Below are 17,635 nucleotides of genomic sequence, written 5' to 3'. Positions count from 1 at the left end.
GTACACTTCGGGTTCTGGGGAAATCCGTTTCAGATCAGATGGTTGTGCCAGTTCCCTGCAAAGCGGCCCGTCAGAAGCCGCCGTCAACTCTACTGCGAGTCAACCAGATGGCAGACGACATCATCGACCGCCCCACCCGCGGCAAGCGCGAGCGCATTCTCGAAGTCGCGCATGACGCCGTGGTCGCCAAGGGCTTCGACGCCACCTCGATCGACGAGATCGCCGCCGCGGTCGAGATCAGCCGGGCGGGCTTCTTCTACCACTTCCCCGACAAGAACGCCCTCGCGCGGGCCCTGATCGAACGGCACATCCTGCAGGAAGCCGGGATGATCGATGGCATCATCACCCGCGCCGCGGAACTGTCCGACGACCCGCTGCAGCAGATGCTGATCACCCTGCGCCTGATGGCCGAGGCGTTCCAGGAGATTCCCGGCGGCTATCCCGGCTGCATCCTCGCCTCGGCCACCTATCAGGACCGGCTCTTCAATGCCGAGGTCAAGGCCGCGAACCGCCGTGCGCTTCTGGCCTTCCGCGACCGTTTCGAAGCGCTGTTCCGGCGCATCGCCGAGACCTATCCCCCGCGCGAGCCGGTCGATCCCGCGGAACTCGCCGACCATGTCAACGCGGTCATGGAAGGCGGGATCATCCTGGCCCGCGGGATGGGCGATCCGCAGGTGCTGATCCGCCAGGTCCTGCTGGCACGGCAGATGATCAAGGCGCTTTACCAGGGCTAGGCCCCTCTTGCAGCGCGGCAAAGCCCGCGCCACAAGGGGGCATGACGCCAGACATCCTCTGCATCGGTTCCGTCCTGTGGGACATCATCGGCCGCTCGCCCACCTCGATGCGGCTGGGCTCGGACGTGCCCGGCCGGATCACCCGGCTGCCGGGCGGGGTGGCGATGAACATCGCGATGACGCTCCGTCGCTTTGGGATGACCCCTGCCCTGCTGACCGCCATTGGCCGGGATGCCGAGGGGGACGAGCTGATCGCCGCCTGCGACCGACTGGGCCTCCTGACCGCGCATGTTTACCGGTCCGAGGACCTGCCCACCGACCGATATATGGGGATCGAAGGCGCAAACGGGTTGATCGCCGCCGTGGCCGACGCCCATTCGCTGGAGGCCGCGGGCGACAAGATCCTCCGCCCCCTAGCCGACGGCCGGCTCGGCACCGCCGGCGCCCCCTGGTCCGGCCCCATCGCGCTGGACGGCAACCTGACGGAATCCCTTCTGGCGGACATCGCCGCCTCGCCCCTCTTCGCGGCAGCCGACCTGCGCGTGGCACCGGCCTCGCCGGGCAAGGCAGGCCGTCTGCTTCCGCTCCTAGACCATCCCTCGGCCACTCTCTACGTCAACCTCGAAGAGGCCAACATCCTCGCCCGTTCCGAAGCCGCCACCGCGCCCGAAGCCGCCCAGGCGCTTCTGTCCCGGGGCGCGGGCCGGGTCCTCGTGACCAATGGCGGTGACCTCGCCGCCGAAGGGCGCCGGGACGAAGGCGTGGTCATGGGCCAGCCGCCCAAGGTCCTGGTGACGCGGGTCACCGGGGCGGGCGACACGTTCATGGCGGCGCATCTGGTGGCCGAACGGCGCGGGGCGACCCGGCAGGAAGCGCTGGACGAGGCGCTGCGCGCGGCGGCCACATATGTCTCGGGGGACATCGGATCATGAGCTTCGACGGGATGACCTGGCTGAACCCGCCGCCTGAGGCGACGGTAAAGGGCGGGACGCTGACCCTGACGACGGGCAACCGCACCGATTTCTGGCGCAAGACGCATTACGGCTTCATCCGCGACAGCGGGCACTTCTTCCACCACCCCGTCACCGGCGACTTTACGGCCGAGGTCACCATCGCCGCGCGCTACGAGGCGCTGTACGATCAGGCCGGGCTGATGCTGCGGCTGGACGACACGCTCTGGGTCAAGGCCGGGGTCGAATACACCGACGGCCAGGCGTTCTTCTCTACCGTCATAACCAACGACCGCTCGGACTGGTCCATCGTCGCCCTGCCCTTCGCCGCCGACCGCCTGCGCCTGCGCCTGACCCGCCATGCCGACGCGATCCGCGTCCAGGTGCAACGGCCCGACGGCAGCTGGCTCATGACCCGGCTCGGCTATCTCGACGCCGGTCCCGCCCAGGTCGGCATCATGGCCTGCTCGCCCGAGCGTGCGGGCTTCACCGCCACATTCCAGGACTACGCCTGCGGTCCTGCCATAGATCGGACGCTCCATGATTGACCTGCCCCTGACCCTTTCGCCCGAGGTGGCCGAGGCCCATGCCAAGGGCGGCCCGATTGTCGCCTTGGAAAGCACGATTATCACGCACGGCATGCCATTCCCGCAGAATGTGGAAACGGCCCGCAAGGTCGAGGCCGAAGTCCGCGCACATGGCGCGACACCTGCAACCATCGCGATCCTCGACCGGCAGATCCATGTCGGCCTGACCGACGCGCAGCTTGACGCGCTTGGCCAGGCGAAGGGCGTGGCGAAGCTCTCCCGCGCCGACCTCGCCGCCTGCCTTGCCACAGGCGGCACCGGCGCCACCACTGTCGCCGCCACGATGATCTGCGCCCATCTCGCGGGGATCAAGGTCTTCGCCACCGGCGGAATCGGCGGCGTCCATCGCGGGGCAGAGACGAGCTTCGACATCTCCGCCGACCTGCGCGAACTGGCCGAGACGCCCGTCACCGTGGTGGCCGCGGGCGCCAAGGCCATCCTCGACCTGCCGAAGACGCTGGAATACCTTGAAACCCTGGGCGTCCCGGTCATCGCCTATGGCCAGGACGACTTCCCGGCCTTCTGGTCGCGCTCCTCGGGCCTGAAGGCACCCTTGCGCATGGACAGCGCCCGCGACATCGCCGCCGCCATGACCATGCGCGCCCGCCTCGGCCTGCCCGGCGGCCAGCTTGTCGCGAACCCGATCCCGCCCACCGCCGAAATCCCCCGGGCCGAGATCATGCCGCATATCGAAGCCGCGCTGGCCGAGGCCGAGGCGCAGGGCATCGCCGCCAAGGCCGTCACGCCGTTCCTCCTGCAACGCATCTTCGAGCTGACCGAAGGCCGATCCCTGACAGCGAACATCGAGCTGGTCCTGAACAATGCCCGTCTTGGCGCGGCGATCGCCCGGGAACTGGTCGCCCCGGGCTGAATTTCCCGCGATTTGCCGCGCGCGTCCTTGCGAAGCGCGTGGCCGACCCCCTAGATAGGGGCCGAAGGGGACAACCACTCGTGACCGATCCGCACAATCCTCACCGTCGCGGCTTCCTCGGCAGCCTGCGCGCCAGCTTCCTGACGGGCCTTGTCGTCGTCCTGCCCGTGGGCCTGACGATCTACATCGTCTGGGCCTTCATCGGCTGGCTTGACGGCTGGATCCTGCCGCTGATCCCCGCCTACTGGCAGCCCGACGCCGTGATTGGCCGCTGGTTCGGACCCGAATACGAATTTCCCGTCCGCGGTGTCGGTGTCCTTGTCTTCCTGATCGTCACCATCATCATCGGCTGGCTGGCCAAGGGCATCATCGGCCGCTCGGTCATCCGTTCGGGCGAGAACCTGGTCGAACGGATGCCAGTCGTCCGCTCGGTCTATTCCGGCATCAAGCAGGTGGCCGAGACCTTCTTCAACAAGAAGGACAAAAGCTTCGACAAGGTCGTCCTGGTGGAGTTTCCCCGTGCCGGTTCCTGGGCGCTTGGCTTCATGTCCACCCGGCCCAAGGGCGAACTGGCCGAGCGCCTCGCCGCCATCGGCCCGGACATGTCGGCGGTCTTCGTGGGCCTCACGCCCTTCACGTCGGGCATGCTGCTCTTCGTCCCGACCAAGGACCTGATCGTCATGGACATGGGTGTCGATGACGCGGCCAAGCTGATCGTCTCCGGCGGGCTCGTCTACCCGATGCCGAAAGAGCCGCTCGTCTAGGCCAGAAGGTTCCGCAGGTCAGTGCTTGGCTCCTGCCCGATCCGCTGGCCGCCCTCCGCCAGGAACCGCTCTGCGGCCACCCGCCCCGCGGCCTTCAGCCGACCCAGCAGAAGCGGTGTCGGCGACAGCTTCGAATCCGCCGACAGGTCGTTCATCAGCCCGTCGTCCGAGATCATGTGGACGTTCACCGCCTTCATCGTGCCCCGCTCCAGCCGGCCCTCGGCGATCAGGCGGCGGACGAAGTTGATGGCGCGCAACTCTCCCAAAAGGCTCGCGTTGAAGCTGATCTCGTTGATCCGGTTCTGGATTTCCAAGGGCGTGTCCGGGATGTCCTCGGTCCGCATCGGATTGATCGACACGACCAGGATGTCGTCCGGCAGGTGCGGCTCGTACAGCGGGAACAGCGCCGGGTTGCCAGAATAGCCGCCGTCCCAATAGGCCTCGCCGTTGATCTCGACGGTCTGGAACACCGAGGGCAGGCAGGCCGAAGCCAGGATCGCCTCGGGCGTGATCTCCAGGCCGTGGAAGACCTTGATCTTGCCCGTCCGCACGTTGGTCGCGCTGACGAACAGGTTAGGGCCGTCCCCGGCGCAGACATGGCTGAAGTTCAGGTCCCGCACCACCGGCTCCAGCGGATTCCGCCAGCGGCTACCGAAAAGGTAGGGCGAATACAGCTGCGCCGCGACGCCCTGGGGCGAAAAGGGCAGCAGGGCCGCGCTGGCCGTCTGCCAGAAGCGCAGCGCGGGCAGGAAGGCCGCCATCCAGGGCAGCATCCGGAAATCGCCGACCTCGCCCACCTGCTCCCAGAGCCGGTCCAGCCGCTTCCGCGCCGAACCCCGGCCACCGGCGATGAGCCCCGCCTTCAGCGCCGCCCCGTTCAGCGCCCCGGCCGAGGTGCCCGAGATCCCCTCGATCTCCAGGTCCTCTTCCTCAAGCAACCGGTCCAGGGCACCCCAGGTGAAGGCCCCATGCGCGCCTCCGCCCTGCAGGGCCAGGCTGACCCGCCTCACAGCGCGGTCCATCCGCCATCTACGCTGATTGTCGTGCCAGTGATCTGGTCAGCCGCCGGGCTGCAAAGGAAAACCACCGTGCCCCCCACCTGGTCGGTCGTGGCGAACTGGCGGCTCGGCTGGCGCTGCAGCATCACCTCGCGGATCACCGTCTCGCGGTCCATCCCGTGCACCTTCATCTGCTCGGGGATCTGCGCCTCGACCAGAGGGGTCAGCACATAGCCCGGGCAGACCGCGTTGCAGGTGATCCCCTGCCCCGCCGTCTCCAGCGCGATGGTCTTGGTCAAACCCACCACCGCGTGCTTGGACGCCACATAGGCACTCTTGTACGGGCTGGCGGTCAGGCCATGCGCGCTGGCGATGTCGACGATCCGGCCCCAGCCCTTCTTGCGCATCCCGGGCAGGGCGGCGGCGATGGTGTGGAAGGCGGAACTGAGGTTGATCGCCAGGATCGCATCCCATTTCTCGACCGGAAACTCCTCGACCGGGCTCACGAACTGGATGCCCGCGTTGTTCACCAGGATGTCGCAGCCGCCCGCCTTCTCGATCAGCCCGCGGCACTCCGCCCCCTTGGACATGTCGGCCGCGATATACCGCGCCGCCACCCCGTGCCGCACGCCAAGTTCGGCCGCCAGCTCGTGATCCTCCGGCCGATCGGTGAAGCTGTTCAGAATCACCTCGGCCCCGGCCGCTGCCAGCGCCTCGGCCACCCCCAGCCCGATCCCCGAGTTCGACCCCGTGATGACCGCCCGCTTGCCCGAAAGTGTCATCCCACCCTCCAAATGCTGCACTTGCGAAAGCATTGCATGCCTCGCGGATGAACGTAAGTCACGGAAGGAAGATGAAAAAAACGCCGGCACAAGGCCGGCGTTCAGTCTTTGAGGCAGGTTTCATACAGGCAAGAAACCTATCGAGCAGTAAGGTCTTTATAGTCCCCTCTCCGCCGATGGCCAAGCTAAAAGTTTGAATTGATTCAATCTCCGTCCTAGTCTCGCCGCACACAACCGCTGGATATGGGAGCATCGGGGGATGAGACGGGAAACGACCGCCGCGTGGCGCAGGTTCGGGCTGACGGCGGCACTGGCACTTTTTGCCGCAGCCGCGCAGGCGGAACCCATGCACGGCATAGCTATGTATGGCGACCCGGCCCTCCCCCCGGATTTTGTGTCGCTCCCCCAGGTGAACCCCGACGCGCCCAAGGGCGGCACCTACCGCTGGGGCGAGGCAGGCAGCTACGACAGCTTCAACCCCTTCGTCACCAAGGGCCGCGCCGCCATCGGCATCTCCACCCTCACGGTCGAGACGCTGATGGGCCGGAATTATGACGAACCCTTCTCGCTTTACGGGCTTCTGGCCGAATCGATAGACACCGACGACGCCCGCACCTACGTCGAATTCACCCTCCGCCCCGAGGCCCGATTCTCCGACGGCTCGCCCGTCACCGTCGAAGACGTGATGTGGTCGATGGAGGTCCTGGGCACCCAGGGCAACCCGCGCTACGCCGCGGCCTGGAAGAAGATCGCCACGATGGAGAAGACGGGCGAGCGGTCGGTGAAGTTCACCTTCAACGTCGAAGACCGCGAGCTGCCGCTGATCCTGGGCCTGCGCCCGATCCTGAAGAAGGCGCAGTGGGAGGGCAAGGACTTCGCCGAGGCGACGATGGAGGTTCCCATCGGCTCGGGTCCCTATGTGCTCGACAGCTCGGAACTCGGCGTGCAGGTCACCTACAAGCGCAACCCCGACTGGTGGGGCAAGGACCTGCCCTTCAACCATGGCCAGTGGAACTTTGACGAAATCCGCTACGACTACTACGCCAACCCACAGGCGATCTTCGAAGCGTTCAAGGCCGGCCAGGTCGATGCCTACCGCGAGGCGAACGTGGCCAAGTGGCAATCCTCCTACGACTTCCCCGCCGTGGCCGCAGGCGACGTGATCAAGGCCGAAATCCCGCATGGCCGCCCCTCGGGGATCGAGGGCTTCGTGATGAACACGAGGAAGCCCCTCTTCGCCGACTGGCGCGTGCGCGAGGCGCTGATCCTCGCCTTCAACTTCGAATTCATCAACCAGACGCTCAACGCGGGCGTCCTGCCCCGCATCCCGTCCTACTTCGGCAACTCCTTCCTGGCGATGGACCCGGGTAAGCCTGCCGAAGGCCGCGAGCTGGAACTCCTTCAACCCTTCGCCGCCGAACTGCCCCCCGGCGCGATCGAGGGCTACGCGCTTCCGGTTTCCGAAGGCGACCAGACCAACCGGAAGAACATCCGCGCCGCCGCGAAGCTTCTGGAAGAAGCGGGCTGGACCGTGGGCGATGACGGCGTCCTGAAGAATGCCAAGGGCGAACCCTTCGCCTTCGAAATCCTCCTCGTCACCGGCCAGGACGAAATGGCCTCTGCCGCCGAAGTCTATATCGAGGCGCTGAAGGCGCTTGGCATCCAGGCGCGGCTCACCAAGGTCGACGACGCCCAGTACAAGGACCGGACGACCAACTACGACTTCGAGATGACCCATTACATCCGGTCACTCTCGCTCTCGCCCGGCAACGAACAGCTGCTCTACTGGGGCGCGGCGGGGGTGACCGAACCCGGCACGCGGAACTGGATGGGCGTGAACTCCCCGGCGGTCGAGGCGATGATCGCGGCTATGCTGAAGGCGCCGAACGCGGAAGACTTCACCGCCGCGACCAAGGCGCTGGACCGCGTGCTGACCTCGGGACGCTATGTGATCCCGATCTGGTACTCCGACCTTTCCCGCTTGGCATATTCCTCGAACCTGAAGTATCCCGAGAAGATACCGCTTTACGGTGACTGGTCGGGCTTCCTGCCGGACACCTGGTGGTACGAGGCGAAGTGACAGGGCAGAAGACAATGAAGAAACTGGCACTCCTGGCCATTCTGGCCGCACTTGCGGGCTGCAACACCATCGCGGGCATCGGCGAGGACGTCTCGGCCGGCGCGCGGACGGTGCAGGACGCGTTCTGACCGGCACGGCCCCCCTTACACGGGGGCCGCATCCGTGTCGTTGCGGGGCTGGACCTCGGCCGCCCTCCCCTCCGGCAAGCGGATCACCGTGACCGAGCAATGCGCCTCGGCCACCACCTGCGCGCTGACCGAGCCAAGGTAGCGCCGCGTCGTCGAATGCCCCCGCGCGCCCATCATGATGTGGTCGACCTGGTTCGCCGTGGCATAGTCGATGATCGCCTGGCCGGGGTCCGGGCCTTCCAGTACCGTATAGGTCAGCCGGTGGTCCGGCAGCGCGATCCCCTCGGCCCAGGCCTTCAACTGCACCAGCCGCAGGACGTGCAGGTTGTTGCCCTGGTCGTCCGTGCCCTGGTCGATCCCGATCCGCGCCGTCTTGATCACGTTGACGCAGGCGATCCGAGCATCCGGCTCCAGGATCAGCATCCGCTTCACCGCGCGCAGCAGCACCTCGGCCAGCCGTTCGCCTTCGGGCGACAGGTCCACCGCGACGACGATGATCGGGACCGAGGCCAGCTGCGCCGCGACGGACGTGGGCACCGTGAACCGCCTGATCTTCCGCATCACCCGCCAGCGGTCGAAGACCTGCAGCCAGCCATCCCGCTTCAGCTTGTGCGCCCGCGCGGTCAGCGTCACCTGCTGGGGATGGGACAGGTCGAAGGCCATCTGCGCCGCCGTCTGGTAGCGCCGCATCGGGTCCACCGACAGCGCCCGCAGGATGATCTCCTGCAGCCATTCCGGCACCTCCGGCCTTATCGCGCGCGGAGGCTCCGGGTCGCGCCAGAGCCGCTTTCGGACCCCCCGCAAGGTCTCTGGCGTCCCCCAGGGGTTCCGCCCCGTCGCCAGCGCGTAAAGCATGGCCCCGAGCGCAAAGAGGTCGGACCGCGGGTCATCCCGGCAGCGCAGGTACTGTTCCGGCGCGATATAGGGATAGGTCCCCATCGGGATGGTGAATTCCTCGGCCAGCAGGTCCGGGAGTTGGTCGTGACGCGACAGGCCGTAGTCCACCAGCACCATCTCTCCGGTCTTCCGCTGCAGGAAGTTCTCCGGTTTCAGGTCCAGGTGGATCACGTGCTGCCGGTGCAGATCCGCCACCGCCGCCACCATCCGCGCGGCGATCTCGATCACGTCGGAGAGCGGCAAGGGGGCCTTCTGGAACACCGGCAGGAAGGACCCGCCGTCGATGCACTCGGTCACGATATAGGGCATCACGTCGAAGCCCCCTGTCGCGATCACCTTCGGCACATGCGGGCCGGAAAGGCGCGGCATGATCATCTGCTCGACCTCGAAGCCCACGATGGTCGGCCCGTCATAGCCGTCGAGGATCGTCGGCACCTTCATCACCATGGGCAGGTCATGGTCCGGATGCGTCACCGCCCAGATCGTGGCGAACCCACCGGTGTGCAGCTTCTCGCCCAGCGTGAAGCCGTCGATCTGCAACCCTTCCTTCGGCCTGACCTGCATCATCGTCCCACCAACAGCCGCACCGCCAACTCCTCCGGCAACCCCGCCGCGCGCACCTTCCCCGCCGCCCCCGCCGCGTCATAGGGCGTGCGGCGGAACGTCAGCTCCTGCCGTCCCGTATCCACCAGCGCCCAGGCCGCCTGCGCCACCCCATCCCGAGGCTGACCGACCGAGCCCACCACCCCCAGCCAGCGCCGCGAGGGCAAGAGGGGGATCGGCAACCCCGGCTTGAAGGCCTGCTCCCGCACCACCCCGCCGATGTCGCAGCTGGCCAGCATAGGCACATGGACATGACCGCAAAGGATCAACTTCGCCGTGCAGGCCCTGAAGGACGGCGCCGCGCGGGTGTCGCTCGTGACATAGCTCCAGGCCTCCGGCTGGCTGGCCGAGGCATGGACGAAAAGCACCCCCTCCGCCTCCTCCACCATCGGCAGGCCCGCCAGGAACGCCTTCTGGCCCGCGCTCAACCGCCCGGCCGTCCAGTCCAGCGCGCGCTTCGCCAGGGGAGACATCGCCTCCACCGCGCCCGCGGCCGCGTTGTCATGGTTCCCCCGGACACACAGCGCCCTCTCGGCCACCAGCGCCTCGGCCTTGTCGCAGCACCATCCCGGGTCCGCCCCATAGCCCACGATATCGCCCAGCAGAGCGATCCGGTCGACGCCATGCCCCGCCACATCGGCCAGCACCGCCTCGAACGCCTCGCGATTGGCATGGATGTCCGTCAGGACCGCAAACCTCATCCAGCCCCTCCCGGCCCTGTTTCGGGAAGCCTATCCCGCCGCCGCGCGCGCCGCCATGAGCCAGATCAAACCAGGGACGTGACCCAGAGGAGCGTCGCGTCCTCCTCGGACAGGCTGATCACATTGTGCCCCATCGCCGCGTCGTAATAGGCGCTGTCGCCCCGGCGCAGCTCCACCGGCTCGTAAAACTCGGTGTAAAGCCGGATCACGCCGGTCAGCACGTACAGGAACTCCTCCCCGTCATGCCGCACCCAGCCGTCGAACTCATCCAGATCCCGCGCCCGGATCACCGCGCGGTAGGGGAGCATCTGCTTCTTCGTCAACCCGCTGGCCAGCAATTCATGCTCATAGGTGACCGTGGCCTGGCTTTGCCCCTCGCCCGCCTTCGTCACCGCCATCCGCCCCATGACCTGCTGCTTCGACGGCGGCGTGAAAAGCTGCGGCACCGTGATCGCCAGCCCGCCAGCCAGCTTCTTCAGCGCCTCATAGGTCGGGCTCATCTGCCCGTTCTCGATCTTCGACAGCGTCGACCGCGCGAGGCCCGCCCGGTTCGCCGCCTCTTCCAGCGTCCAGCCCAGCGACCGGCGCAGCTCCCGCACCCGTTCGCCCAGGTTCAACGGCTCGACGTGAGCCTCGCCCCCGGCCTCACGCGCCACGCGGATCATGCTTTTCGGATCGGTCAGAGCCATAAGCCCCGGATAGTCCAGCCGCCCAAAGCTTGCAACTGCCGCAACGGCCCCCTACCCCTTCCCCATGCTGTCCGAAATCGACACCCGCCCCTTTCCCAAGGTCCCTCAGGCCTTCAACCTCGCCGGCCACGTCCTCGCCAGCGCCGCGAGCCTTCATAAACCCGCCCTGACGATCCTTCACCCCGACCGCGACGAAACCCTCACCTACGCCCAACTTCTCCACCTGACGCAAAGCACCGCCACCGCCCTGCTCTCCCAGGGCCTCACGCCCGGAGACCGCATCCTCCTCCGCCTCGGCAACACCCTCGCCTTCCCGATCCTCTACCTCGGCGCGATCTGGGCCGGCCTCGTCCCAATCCCCACCTCTTCGGCCCTGACCGGGCCAGAGATCACCAAACTCGCCGCCCTCGTTGCCCCGAAACTCATCGCCGCCGAAACGGGCATCTCCCTCCCCGACCACCCCGCCCCGATCCTAACCCCCGACCTCGCCGCCTGGTCCCAGCTTCCGCCCGCCGCCCTCCACCAAGGCGACCCAGGGCGCGAGGCCTACATCATCTTCACCTCCGGCACCTCCGGTACCCCGATGGCCGTCAGCCACGCCCACCGCGCCATCCTTGCGCGCAGCCAGATGCACCAGCATTGGGAGGGCCTGACCGACACCGACCGCCTCCTCCACGCCGGAGCCTTGAACTGGACCTATACTCTAGGCACCGGCCTCCTCGACCCCTGGACCCTCGGCGCCACCGCCCTGATCCCCGCCGCCGGGACGCCCGCTACTGCCCTCCCCGCCCTCATGGCACGAAGCGCAGCCACGATCCTCGCCGCCGCCCCCGGCGTCTACCGCCAGCTCCTCCGCTCCGAGCTTCCATCGCTCCCCCACCTCCGCCACGGCCTCTCCGCCGGGGAAGGTCTCCCCCACGCCCTCCGCCAACTCTGGCGCGACCGCACGGGAACCGACCTCCACGAGGCGCTCGGCATGTCCGAGGTCTCCACCTACCTCTCCGGCTCCCCCACCCGCCCCGCCCCCGAGGGCACCAGCGGCTACCCCCAACCCGGCCGCCACATCGCGATCCTCGACGACCACGGCCAGCCCACCCCACGCGGCGAACCCGGAGAACTCTCCGTTTCAACGCAAGACCCCGGCCTCATGCGCCACTACCTCGGCCACCCGCCCCCGCAAGGCCCATGGTTCCGCACCGGCGACGCCGCCGTCATGGCCGAGGACGGATCCATCACCCACCTCGGCCGCAAGGATGACCTCCTCAACGCCGGCGGCTTCCGCGTCTCCCCGGCCGAGATCGAAGCCGCCTTCCACGACCTCCCGACCCTCACCGCCTGCGCCGCTACGCAAGTCGAACCCACCCCCGGCACCACGATCCTCGCCCTCTTCTACGAAGCATCGTGCGCCATCGACGAAGACCTTCTGCGCCAATGCGCCGAAAAGACCCTTGCCCGCTGGAAGCAGCCAAGGCACTACCAGCGCCTCGACGCCCTGCCCCGCACCGGCACCGGCAAGATCATCCGCAAGGCCCTGAAAGCCCGGTACAGGAGACCCGAATGACCACCGCCCCCATTCGCCTCGACATCTTCTCCGACCCGGTCTGCCCCTGGTGCTATGTCGGCAAGGCCAACCTCGACCGCGCTCTGGCCGACCATCCCGACCACCCGTTCGTGATCCAGTGGCACCCGTTCCAGCTGAACCCCGAAATGCCGCCCGAGGGCGTCAGCAAACGCGCCTACCTGGATCAGAAGTTCGGCGGCAAGGCCCGCGTCGACGCCATCCACGAACGCCTCCGCGAGGTCGCCAAGGCCGCAGGTGTCGACATGGACCCCGACAAGCCCCAGCGGATGCCCAACACGCTGAACGCTCACCGCCTGATCCACTGGGCCGGGATCGAGGGCGTCCAGCAAGCCGTCGTCAACGCCCTGATGCGCGCCTACTGGACCGAGGGCCGCGACATCGGCGACCTCGCCACCCTCGCCGACATCGCCGGTGAAAACGGCATGGACCGCGAGGCGACCATGCGCCTCCTCCAATCCGACGCCGATGCCGACGACATCCAGGCCCGCGACCAGGACGCCCGCCACAAAGGCGTCAACGCCGTCCCGACCTTCCTGATCGCCCAGCAGTACGTGGTCAGCGGCGCGCAACCGCCCGAGACCTGGGGCAAGGTCATCGAGGAACTGATGGGCCGCACCGAGTGACCCAAACCCGCCCCTCCCAGACCGAATTCGTGGCGCTTGTGGCCATGCTGTTCGCCACCATCGCGATCTCCATCGACGCGATGCTGCCCGCGTTGCCGGAAATCGCCGCGACCCTCTCGCCCGAGGCGCCCAACGCCGCGCAACTCGTCGTGACCAGCTTCGTCCTTGGCATGGGCATAGGCACCCTCTTCACCGGCCCCCTCTCCGACGCCTTCGGCCGCAAGCGCGTGATCCTGGTGGGCTCCGGCCTTTACGCCCTTGCCGCGCTCGCCTGCTACTTCGCGCCGTCCCTCGAAGTCCTCCTCGCCGCCCGCCTCCTGCAGGGCCTCGCCGCCGCCGCCCCGCGCACTGTGGCCATCGCGATGGTCCGCGACCTCTTCTCGGGCCGCGAGATGGCCAAGATCATGTCCTTCGTGATGATGATCTTCACCATCGTCCCCGCCCTCGCCCCCCTGATGGGCCAGGGCATCATCGCGCTTGGCGGCTGGCATGCCATCTTCCTCGCCTACATCCTCTTCGCCGGCCTCTCCATGCTCTGGCTCGGCCTCCGCCAGCCCGAGACCCTGCCCCCGGAAAACCGTCGCCCGCTTCACCTCGCCACGCTCTGGACCGGCACCAAAGAGCTTTTCACCCACCGCATCGTCCTGGTCTCCACCCTCCTCCAGACCCTGACGCTCGGCTGCCTCTTCGCCACCCTCTCCAGCCTGCAAGGAATCTTCGAGCTTCAGTTCGACCGGGCCGAGACCTTCCCCCTCTGGTTCGCCGTCATCGCCGTGGCCTCGATGGGCGGCAGTCTCCTCAACTCGCGCATCGTGATGACCCTCGGCATGCGCCGCGTCGTCCAGCGCACCTATGCGGGCGTGCTGATCCTGTCGCTCCTGGCGCTCGCCACCCTCGGCACCGGCCTTCTGCACGGCAACCTCAGCTTCGCCATGCAAATGCTTTGGTGCATTGGGCTTTTCTCGATGATGGGCCTGACGATGGGCAACCTCAACGCCCTCGCAATGGAGCCTGTGGGCCACATCGCCGGCCTCGCCGCCAGCGTCATCTCCTCGCTCGCCACCGTCGGCTCGGTGATCCTCGCGATCCCCATCGGCCTCGCCTTCAACGGCACCTCGACGCCGCTCATCCTCGGCGTCACCGTCCTGATCAGCCTCAATCTGATCCTGTCGCTGAAGACCCTGGGCGAGCCGCGCGGCTAGCCCTTCTTCCCGGCCTTCACCACCTCGGCCAGGTCGCGGGCGATGTTGAACGCGCCCTTTATCCGGTCGGCCTCGGTCTTCATCTCGCCCGTCAGCACGATCTTGTTGCCATTGACCCGCGCCGCAGGCCCCTGAGCTTTCAGGAAATCCACCAGGCCGGCCGGGTTGGCGAACTTGTCGTTGTGGAACTGGATCGTCGCCCCCTTCGGCCCCGCGTCGAGCTTCGAAATCCCCGCCCGCTTGCACATCGCCTTGATGCGAACGATCAGCATCAGCGTGTTCACTTCCTTGGGCAGCGGCCCGAAGCGGTCGATCAGCTCCGCCGCAAAGCCCTCCAGCTCCACCTTGGTCGTCAGGCTCGACAGCCGTCGGTACAGCCCCAGCCGGATGTCGAGGTCGGGGATGTAAGTCTCGGGAATCATGACCGGAACGCCCAGGTTCAGCTGCGGCGACCAGTCGTCGTCGATGTTCGCCAGCCCCTGCAACTCGCCCGATTTGATCTTGGCGATCGTCTCTTCCAGCATGTGCTGGTAAAGCTCGTAGCCCACCTCGCGGATGTGCCCCGACTGTTCCTCACCCAAAAGGTTCCCCGCGCCCCTCAGGTCGAGGTCGTGGCTCGCCAGGTTGAACCCCGCGCCAAGTGAATCGAGGCTCCCCAACAACCGCAACCGCTTCGTCGCCTGCGGCGTCAGCGGCGCGCGCGGCTTCGTCGTCAGGTAGCAATAGGCCCGCGTCTTCGACCGCCCGACCCGTCCCCGGATCTGATAGAGCTGCGACAGGCCGAACATATCCGCCCGGTGAACAATCATCGTGTTCGCCGTGGGAATATCCAGCCCACTTTCAACAATCGTCGTCGCCAGCAGCACGTCGTACTTGCCGTCGTAGAACTGGTTCATCCGGTCGTCGAGCTCTCCGGCCGCCAGCTGCCCATGCGCGATGACATAGGAAGCCTCGGGCACATGGGTCTTCAGGAAGTCCTCGATCTCCGGCAGGTCGGCGATGCGCGGCACGACATAGAAGGTCTGCCCCCCGCGATAGCGTTCCCGCAGGATCGCTTCGCGGATGGTGATCGTGTCGAATTCGGAAACATAAGTGCGGATCGCCAGGCGGTCCACCGGCGGCGTCGCGATGATCGACAGGTCCCGCACGCCGGTCAGCGACAGCTGCAAGGTCCGCGGGATCGGCGTCGCGGTCAGGGTCAGGACGTGGACCTCCGAGCGCATCTCCTTCAGCCGTTCCTTGTGCGCCACGCCGAAATGCTGCTCTTCGTCGATGATCAGAAGCCCCAGCTTCTTGAACGTCACGCCCTTTGCCAGCAAAGCATGGGTCCCCACCACGATGTCCACCGACCCATCCGCCATCGCTGCCCGCGTCGCATTGGCATCCTTCGTGGAAACAAACCGCGACAGGGGCCGGACCGAGATCGGGAAGCCCCGGAACCGTTCCGCGAAGCTGCGGTAGTGCTGCCGGGCGAGCAGCGTCGTCGGGCAGATCACCGCCACCTGCATTCCCGAAAGCGCCGCCACGAAAGCCGCGCGCATCGCGACCTCGGTCTTGCCGAAGCCCACGTCGCCCACGACCAGCCGGTCCATGGGCGAGCCCTTCTCCAGGTCCGCCACCACATCGGCAATCGCCGCCAGCTGGTCGTCGGTCTCCTGATACGGAAACCGCGCCGCGAAGGCCTCCCAGATGGAATGCGGCGCCTCCAGAATCGGCGCGTGGCGCAAGGCCCGTTCCGCCGCGACCCGCATCAGCCGGTCGGCGATCTCCTTGATCCGCTCCTTGAGCTTGGCCTTCTTCGCCTGCCAGGCCCCGCCGCCGAGGCGGTCCAGCAGACCCTCCTCATGCCCGTAGCGGGAGAGGAGTTCGATATTCTCCACCGGCAGGTAAAGCTTTGCGTTGTCGGCATATTCCAGCATGACGCAGGCATGGGGCGCGCCCAGGGCGGTGATCGTCTCGATCCCCAGATAGCGCCCGACCCCATGCTCGACATGCACCACCAGGTCGCCGGGTGACAGCGTATCGACCTCGCGCAGGAAGTTGTCGGCCTTCCGCTTCCGGCGCGGTTTGCCGACGAGCCGTTCGCCCAGCACGTCCTGCTCGGAGATCACCGCAAGGCCGGGAGCCACGAACCCCGCCTCCAGCGGCCAGACGACGAGGAAGAGGCCGCCCTTCCCCTCCGGCACCTCGCGGAAATCCGCGATCTCCTTGGCCCCCGTGACGCCGTTGTCGGCCAGAAGCCCCTTCAACCGCTCCCGCGCGCCCTCGGACCAGCTGGCGATGACCACCTGCCCGGTCTTTGCCAGCGCTTGAACATGGTCCGCCAAGGCCCCGAAAAGGTTGACCTTCTCCTGCTGCCGCTCCGGCGCGAAGTTCCGTCCCGTCCGCGCGCCCGCGTCCAGAACGCCCGGTCCCGGAGACTGCGGCAAAGGCGATAGCTGGACCACCCGCGCGGCCGCCAGGGCCGCCTCCCAGGCGTCATCGGTCAGGTACAGCTCCTCGGCCGGGACCGGCTTGTAGACCGTGTCGATCCGCCCCTTCGCGCCCATCGCCTCGTGCCGCGAGTCGTAGCTGTCCGCGATCCCCTCCCACCGCGAACGGCGCGCAGCCGTCACCTGGTCGTCCAGCAGTACCGAAGCGCCGGGCAGGTAGTCGAAGATCGTCTCCAGCCGCTCATGGAAGAACGGGAGCCAGTGTTCCATCCCCTGGTGCTTCCGCCCCGCGCTCACTGCCTCGTAAAGCGGATCATCCGTCCCCGCCGCGCCAAAGGAGATCCGGTAGTTCTGCCGGAACCGCGCGATGGCCGCGTCGTCGAGGATCACCTCGGAAACGGCTGAAAACTCGACCTTCTTCAGCTTCTCGGTCGTCCGCTGCGTCTCGGGATCGAACCGCCGAGCGCCATCCAGCACGTCGCCGAAGAAGTCGAGCCGGATCGGCCCCCCGCGCCCCGGCGGGAAGATGTCCACGATCCCGCCCCGCAGCGCATAGTCCCCGGGCTCGGCCACCGTGGAGACCGGCGTGAACCCCATCCGCGCGAGGAACCCCTTCAGCCGCGCCTCGTCGACCCGGTCGCCCACGGTGGCGCGGAACGAGGCCGCCCGCACGACCTCTCGCGTCGGCACCTTCTGCGTGGCCGCGTTCAACGTCGTCAGCAGCACGAACGGCCCCGGCAACCCGTCCGCCAGGACCGCCAGCGTCGCCATCCGCCGGGCCGAGATCTCGGGGTTCGGGCTCACCCGGTCGAAGGGCAGGCAGTCCCAGGCCGGGAAGTCCAGCACCGCCGCCTCGGGCGCCATCACGGCCAGCGCAGCCCGCATCGCCTCGGCCCGCTTGTCGTCGCGCGCGACATGCACCACCGGCTGGCCGCGCGACAATTCGCGGACCACGATCCGGGCGTCAAAGCCCTCGGGCGCGCCGCCCATCAGGATACGTTCGGCTGTCATG

The 17,635-nt window shown here is 67.4% G+C and carries 16 protein-coding genes; 10 read left to right on the top strand and 6 right to left on the bottom strand.

The annotated features are described in order from the left end of the window. Positions 1-107 precede the first annotated feature (107 nt). From ACE3Q6_RS00395 to ACE3Q6_RS00375, 5 genes are all read left to right on the top strand, one after another. Positions 108-734, top strand: a complete 627-nt coding sequence (locus tag ACE3Q6_RS00395) for a TetR/AcrR family transcriptional regulator (RefSeq protein ID WP_374426448.1) — start codon at positions 108-110, stop codon at positions 732-734. A gap of 41 nt (positions 735-775) precedes the next feature. Then, positions 776-1,666 (top strand): PfkB family carbohydrate kinase, encoded by an 891-nt coding sequence (locus tag ACE3Q6_RS00390; protein WP_374426445.1) that lies wholly within the window; start codon positions 776-778, stop codon positions 1,664-1,666. Beyond that, entirely contained in the window at positions 1,663-2,232 is a 570-nt protein-coding gene (locus tag ACE3Q6_RS00385) for a DUF1349 domain-containing protein (RefSeq protein ID WP_374426442.1), read from the top strand. The genes ACE3Q6_RS00390 and ACE3Q6_RS00385 overlap by 4 nt, the downstream gene beginning before the upstream one ends. Continuing rightward, complete coding sequence (locus ACE3Q6_RS00380) at positions 2,225-3,142, top strand: pseudouridine-5'-phosphate glycosidase (RefSeq protein ID WP_374426439.1); 918 nt, start codon at positions 2,225-2,227, stop codon at positions 3,140-3,142. Before ACE3Q6_RS00385 ends, ACE3Q6_RS00380 begins: the two co-directional genes overlap by 8 nt. Positions 3,143-3,222: 80 nt before the next feature. Next, entirely contained in the window at positions 3,223-3,906 is a 684-nt protein-coding gene (locus ACE3Q6_RS00375; RefSeq protein ID WP_374426437.1) for a DUF502 domain-containing protein, read from the top strand. Here the strand turns inward: ACE3Q6_RS00375 and ACE3Q6_RS00370 are convergent. Both ACE3Q6_RS00370 and ACE3Q6_RS00365 read right to left on the bottom strand, forming a co-directional pair. After that, positions 3,903-4,928, bottom strand: a complete 1,026-nt coding sequence (locus tag ACE3Q6_RS00370; RefSeq protein ID WP_374426434.1) for a patatin-like phospholipase family protein — start codon at positions 4,926-4,928, stop codon at positions 3,903-3,905. The genes ACE3Q6_RS00375 and ACE3Q6_RS00370 overlap by 4 nt on opposite strands. Continuing rightward, positions 4,913-5,686, bottom strand: a complete 774-nt coding sequence (locus ACE3Q6_RS00365; RefSeq protein ID WP_374426431.1) for a 3-hydroxybutyrate dehydrogenase — start codon at positions 5,684-5,686, stop codon at positions 4,913-4,915. Before ACE3Q6_RS00365 ends, ACE3Q6_RS00370 begins: the two co-directional genes overlap by 16 nt. A gap of 259 nt (positions 5,687-5,945) precedes the next feature. On the opposite strand from ACE3Q6_RS00365, the gene ACE3Q6_RS00360 reads away from it, so the two are divergent. Both ACE3Q6_RS00360 and ACE3Q6_RS00355 read left to right on the top strand, forming a co-directional pair. Beyond that, positions 5,946-7,766: an extracellular solute-binding protein gene (locus tag ACE3Q6_RS00360; protein ID WP_374426428.1), complete on the top strand. Its 1,821-nt coding sequence runs from the start codon at positions 5,946-5,948 to the stop codon at positions 7,764-7,766. Between the two features lie 14 nt (positions 7,767-7,780). Then, positions 7,781-7,894: an entericidin EcnA/B family protein gene (locus ACE3Q6_RS00355; RefSeq protein ID WP_374426425.1), complete on the top strand. Its 114-nt coding sequence runs from the start codon at positions 7,781-7,783 to the stop codon at positions 7,892-7,894. A gap of 15 nt (positions 7,895-7,909) precedes the next feature. On the opposite strand, the gene ACE3Q6_RS00350 is transcribed toward ACE3Q6_RS00355, so the two are convergent. The 3 genes from ACE3Q6_RS00350 to ACE3Q6_RS00340 all read right to left on the bottom strand — a co-directional run bounded on the left by ACE3Q6_RS00350 (position 7,910) and on the right by ACE3Q6_RS00340 (position 10,784). After that, on the bottom strand, positions 7,910-9,358 hold the full coding sequence (locus tag ACE3Q6_RS00350; protein WP_374426422.1) for a serine/threonine protein kinase: 1,449 nt from the start codon (positions 9,356-9,358) through the stop codon (positions 7,910-7,912). Further along, positions 9,355-10,095, bottom strand: a complete 741-nt coding sequence (locus ACE3Q6_RS00345) for a metallophosphoesterase (protein ID WP_374426419.1) — start codon at positions 10,093-10,095, stop codon at positions 9,355-9,357. Before ACE3Q6_RS00345 ends, ACE3Q6_RS00350 begins: the two co-directional genes overlap by 4 nt. Positions 10,096-10,160: 65 nt before the next feature. Further along, entirely contained in the window at positions 10,161-10,784 is a 624-nt protein-coding gene (locus ACE3Q6_RS00340) for a helix-turn-helix domain-containing protein (protein WP_374426416.1), read from the bottom strand. 64 nt (positions 10,785-10,848) lie between these two features. Here ACE3Q6_RS00340 and ACE3Q6_RS00335 point away from each other — a divergent pair, with 64 nt between their 5' ends. The 3 genes from ACE3Q6_RS00335 to ACE3Q6_RS00325 are packed head-to-tail and all read left to right on the top strand — an operon-like array spanning position 10,849 to position 14,191. Then, complete coding sequence (locus ACE3Q6_RS00335) at positions 10,849-12,345, top strand: class I adenylate-forming enzyme family protein (protein WP_374426413.1); 1,497 nt, start codon at positions 10,849-10,851, stop codon at positions 12,343-12,345. Then, on the top strand, positions 12,342-12,989 hold the full coding sequence (locus ACE3Q6_RS00330) for a DsbA family oxidoreductase (protein ID WP_374426410.1): 648 nt from the start codon (positions 12,342-12,344) through the stop codon (positions 12,987-12,989). The genes ACE3Q6_RS00335 and ACE3Q6_RS00330 overlap by 4 nt, the downstream gene beginning before the upstream one ends. Positions 12,990-13,033: 44 nt before the next feature. After that, on the top strand, positions 13,034-14,191 hold the full coding sequence (locus ACE3Q6_RS00325; RefSeq protein WP_374427595.1) for a multidrug effflux MFS transporter: 1,158 nt from the start codon (positions 13,034-13,036) through the stop codon (positions 14,189-14,191). On the opposite strand, the gene mfd is transcribed toward ACE3Q6_RS00325, so the two are convergent. Next, the gene (gene mfd / locus ACE3Q6_RS00320; RefSeq protein ID WP_374426406.1) at positions 14,188-17,634 is read right to left on the bottom strand and encodes a transcription-repair coupling factor; all 3,447 of its coding nucleotides are present in this window, start codon (positions 17,632-17,634) and stop codon (positions 14,188-14,190) included. The two genes, ACE3Q6_RS00325 and mfd, sit on opposite strands and share 4 nt — an antisense overlap. Between the last annotated feature and the right edge of the window lies 1 nt (position 17,635).

The sequence above is a fragment of the Tabrizicola sp. genome (assembly GCF_041913445.1).
Lineage (GTDB): Bacteria > Pseudomonadota > Alphaproteobacteria > Rhodobacterales > Rhodobacteraceae > Tabrizicola.
This window is presented reverse-complemented; position numbering and strand designations above follow the sequence as displayed.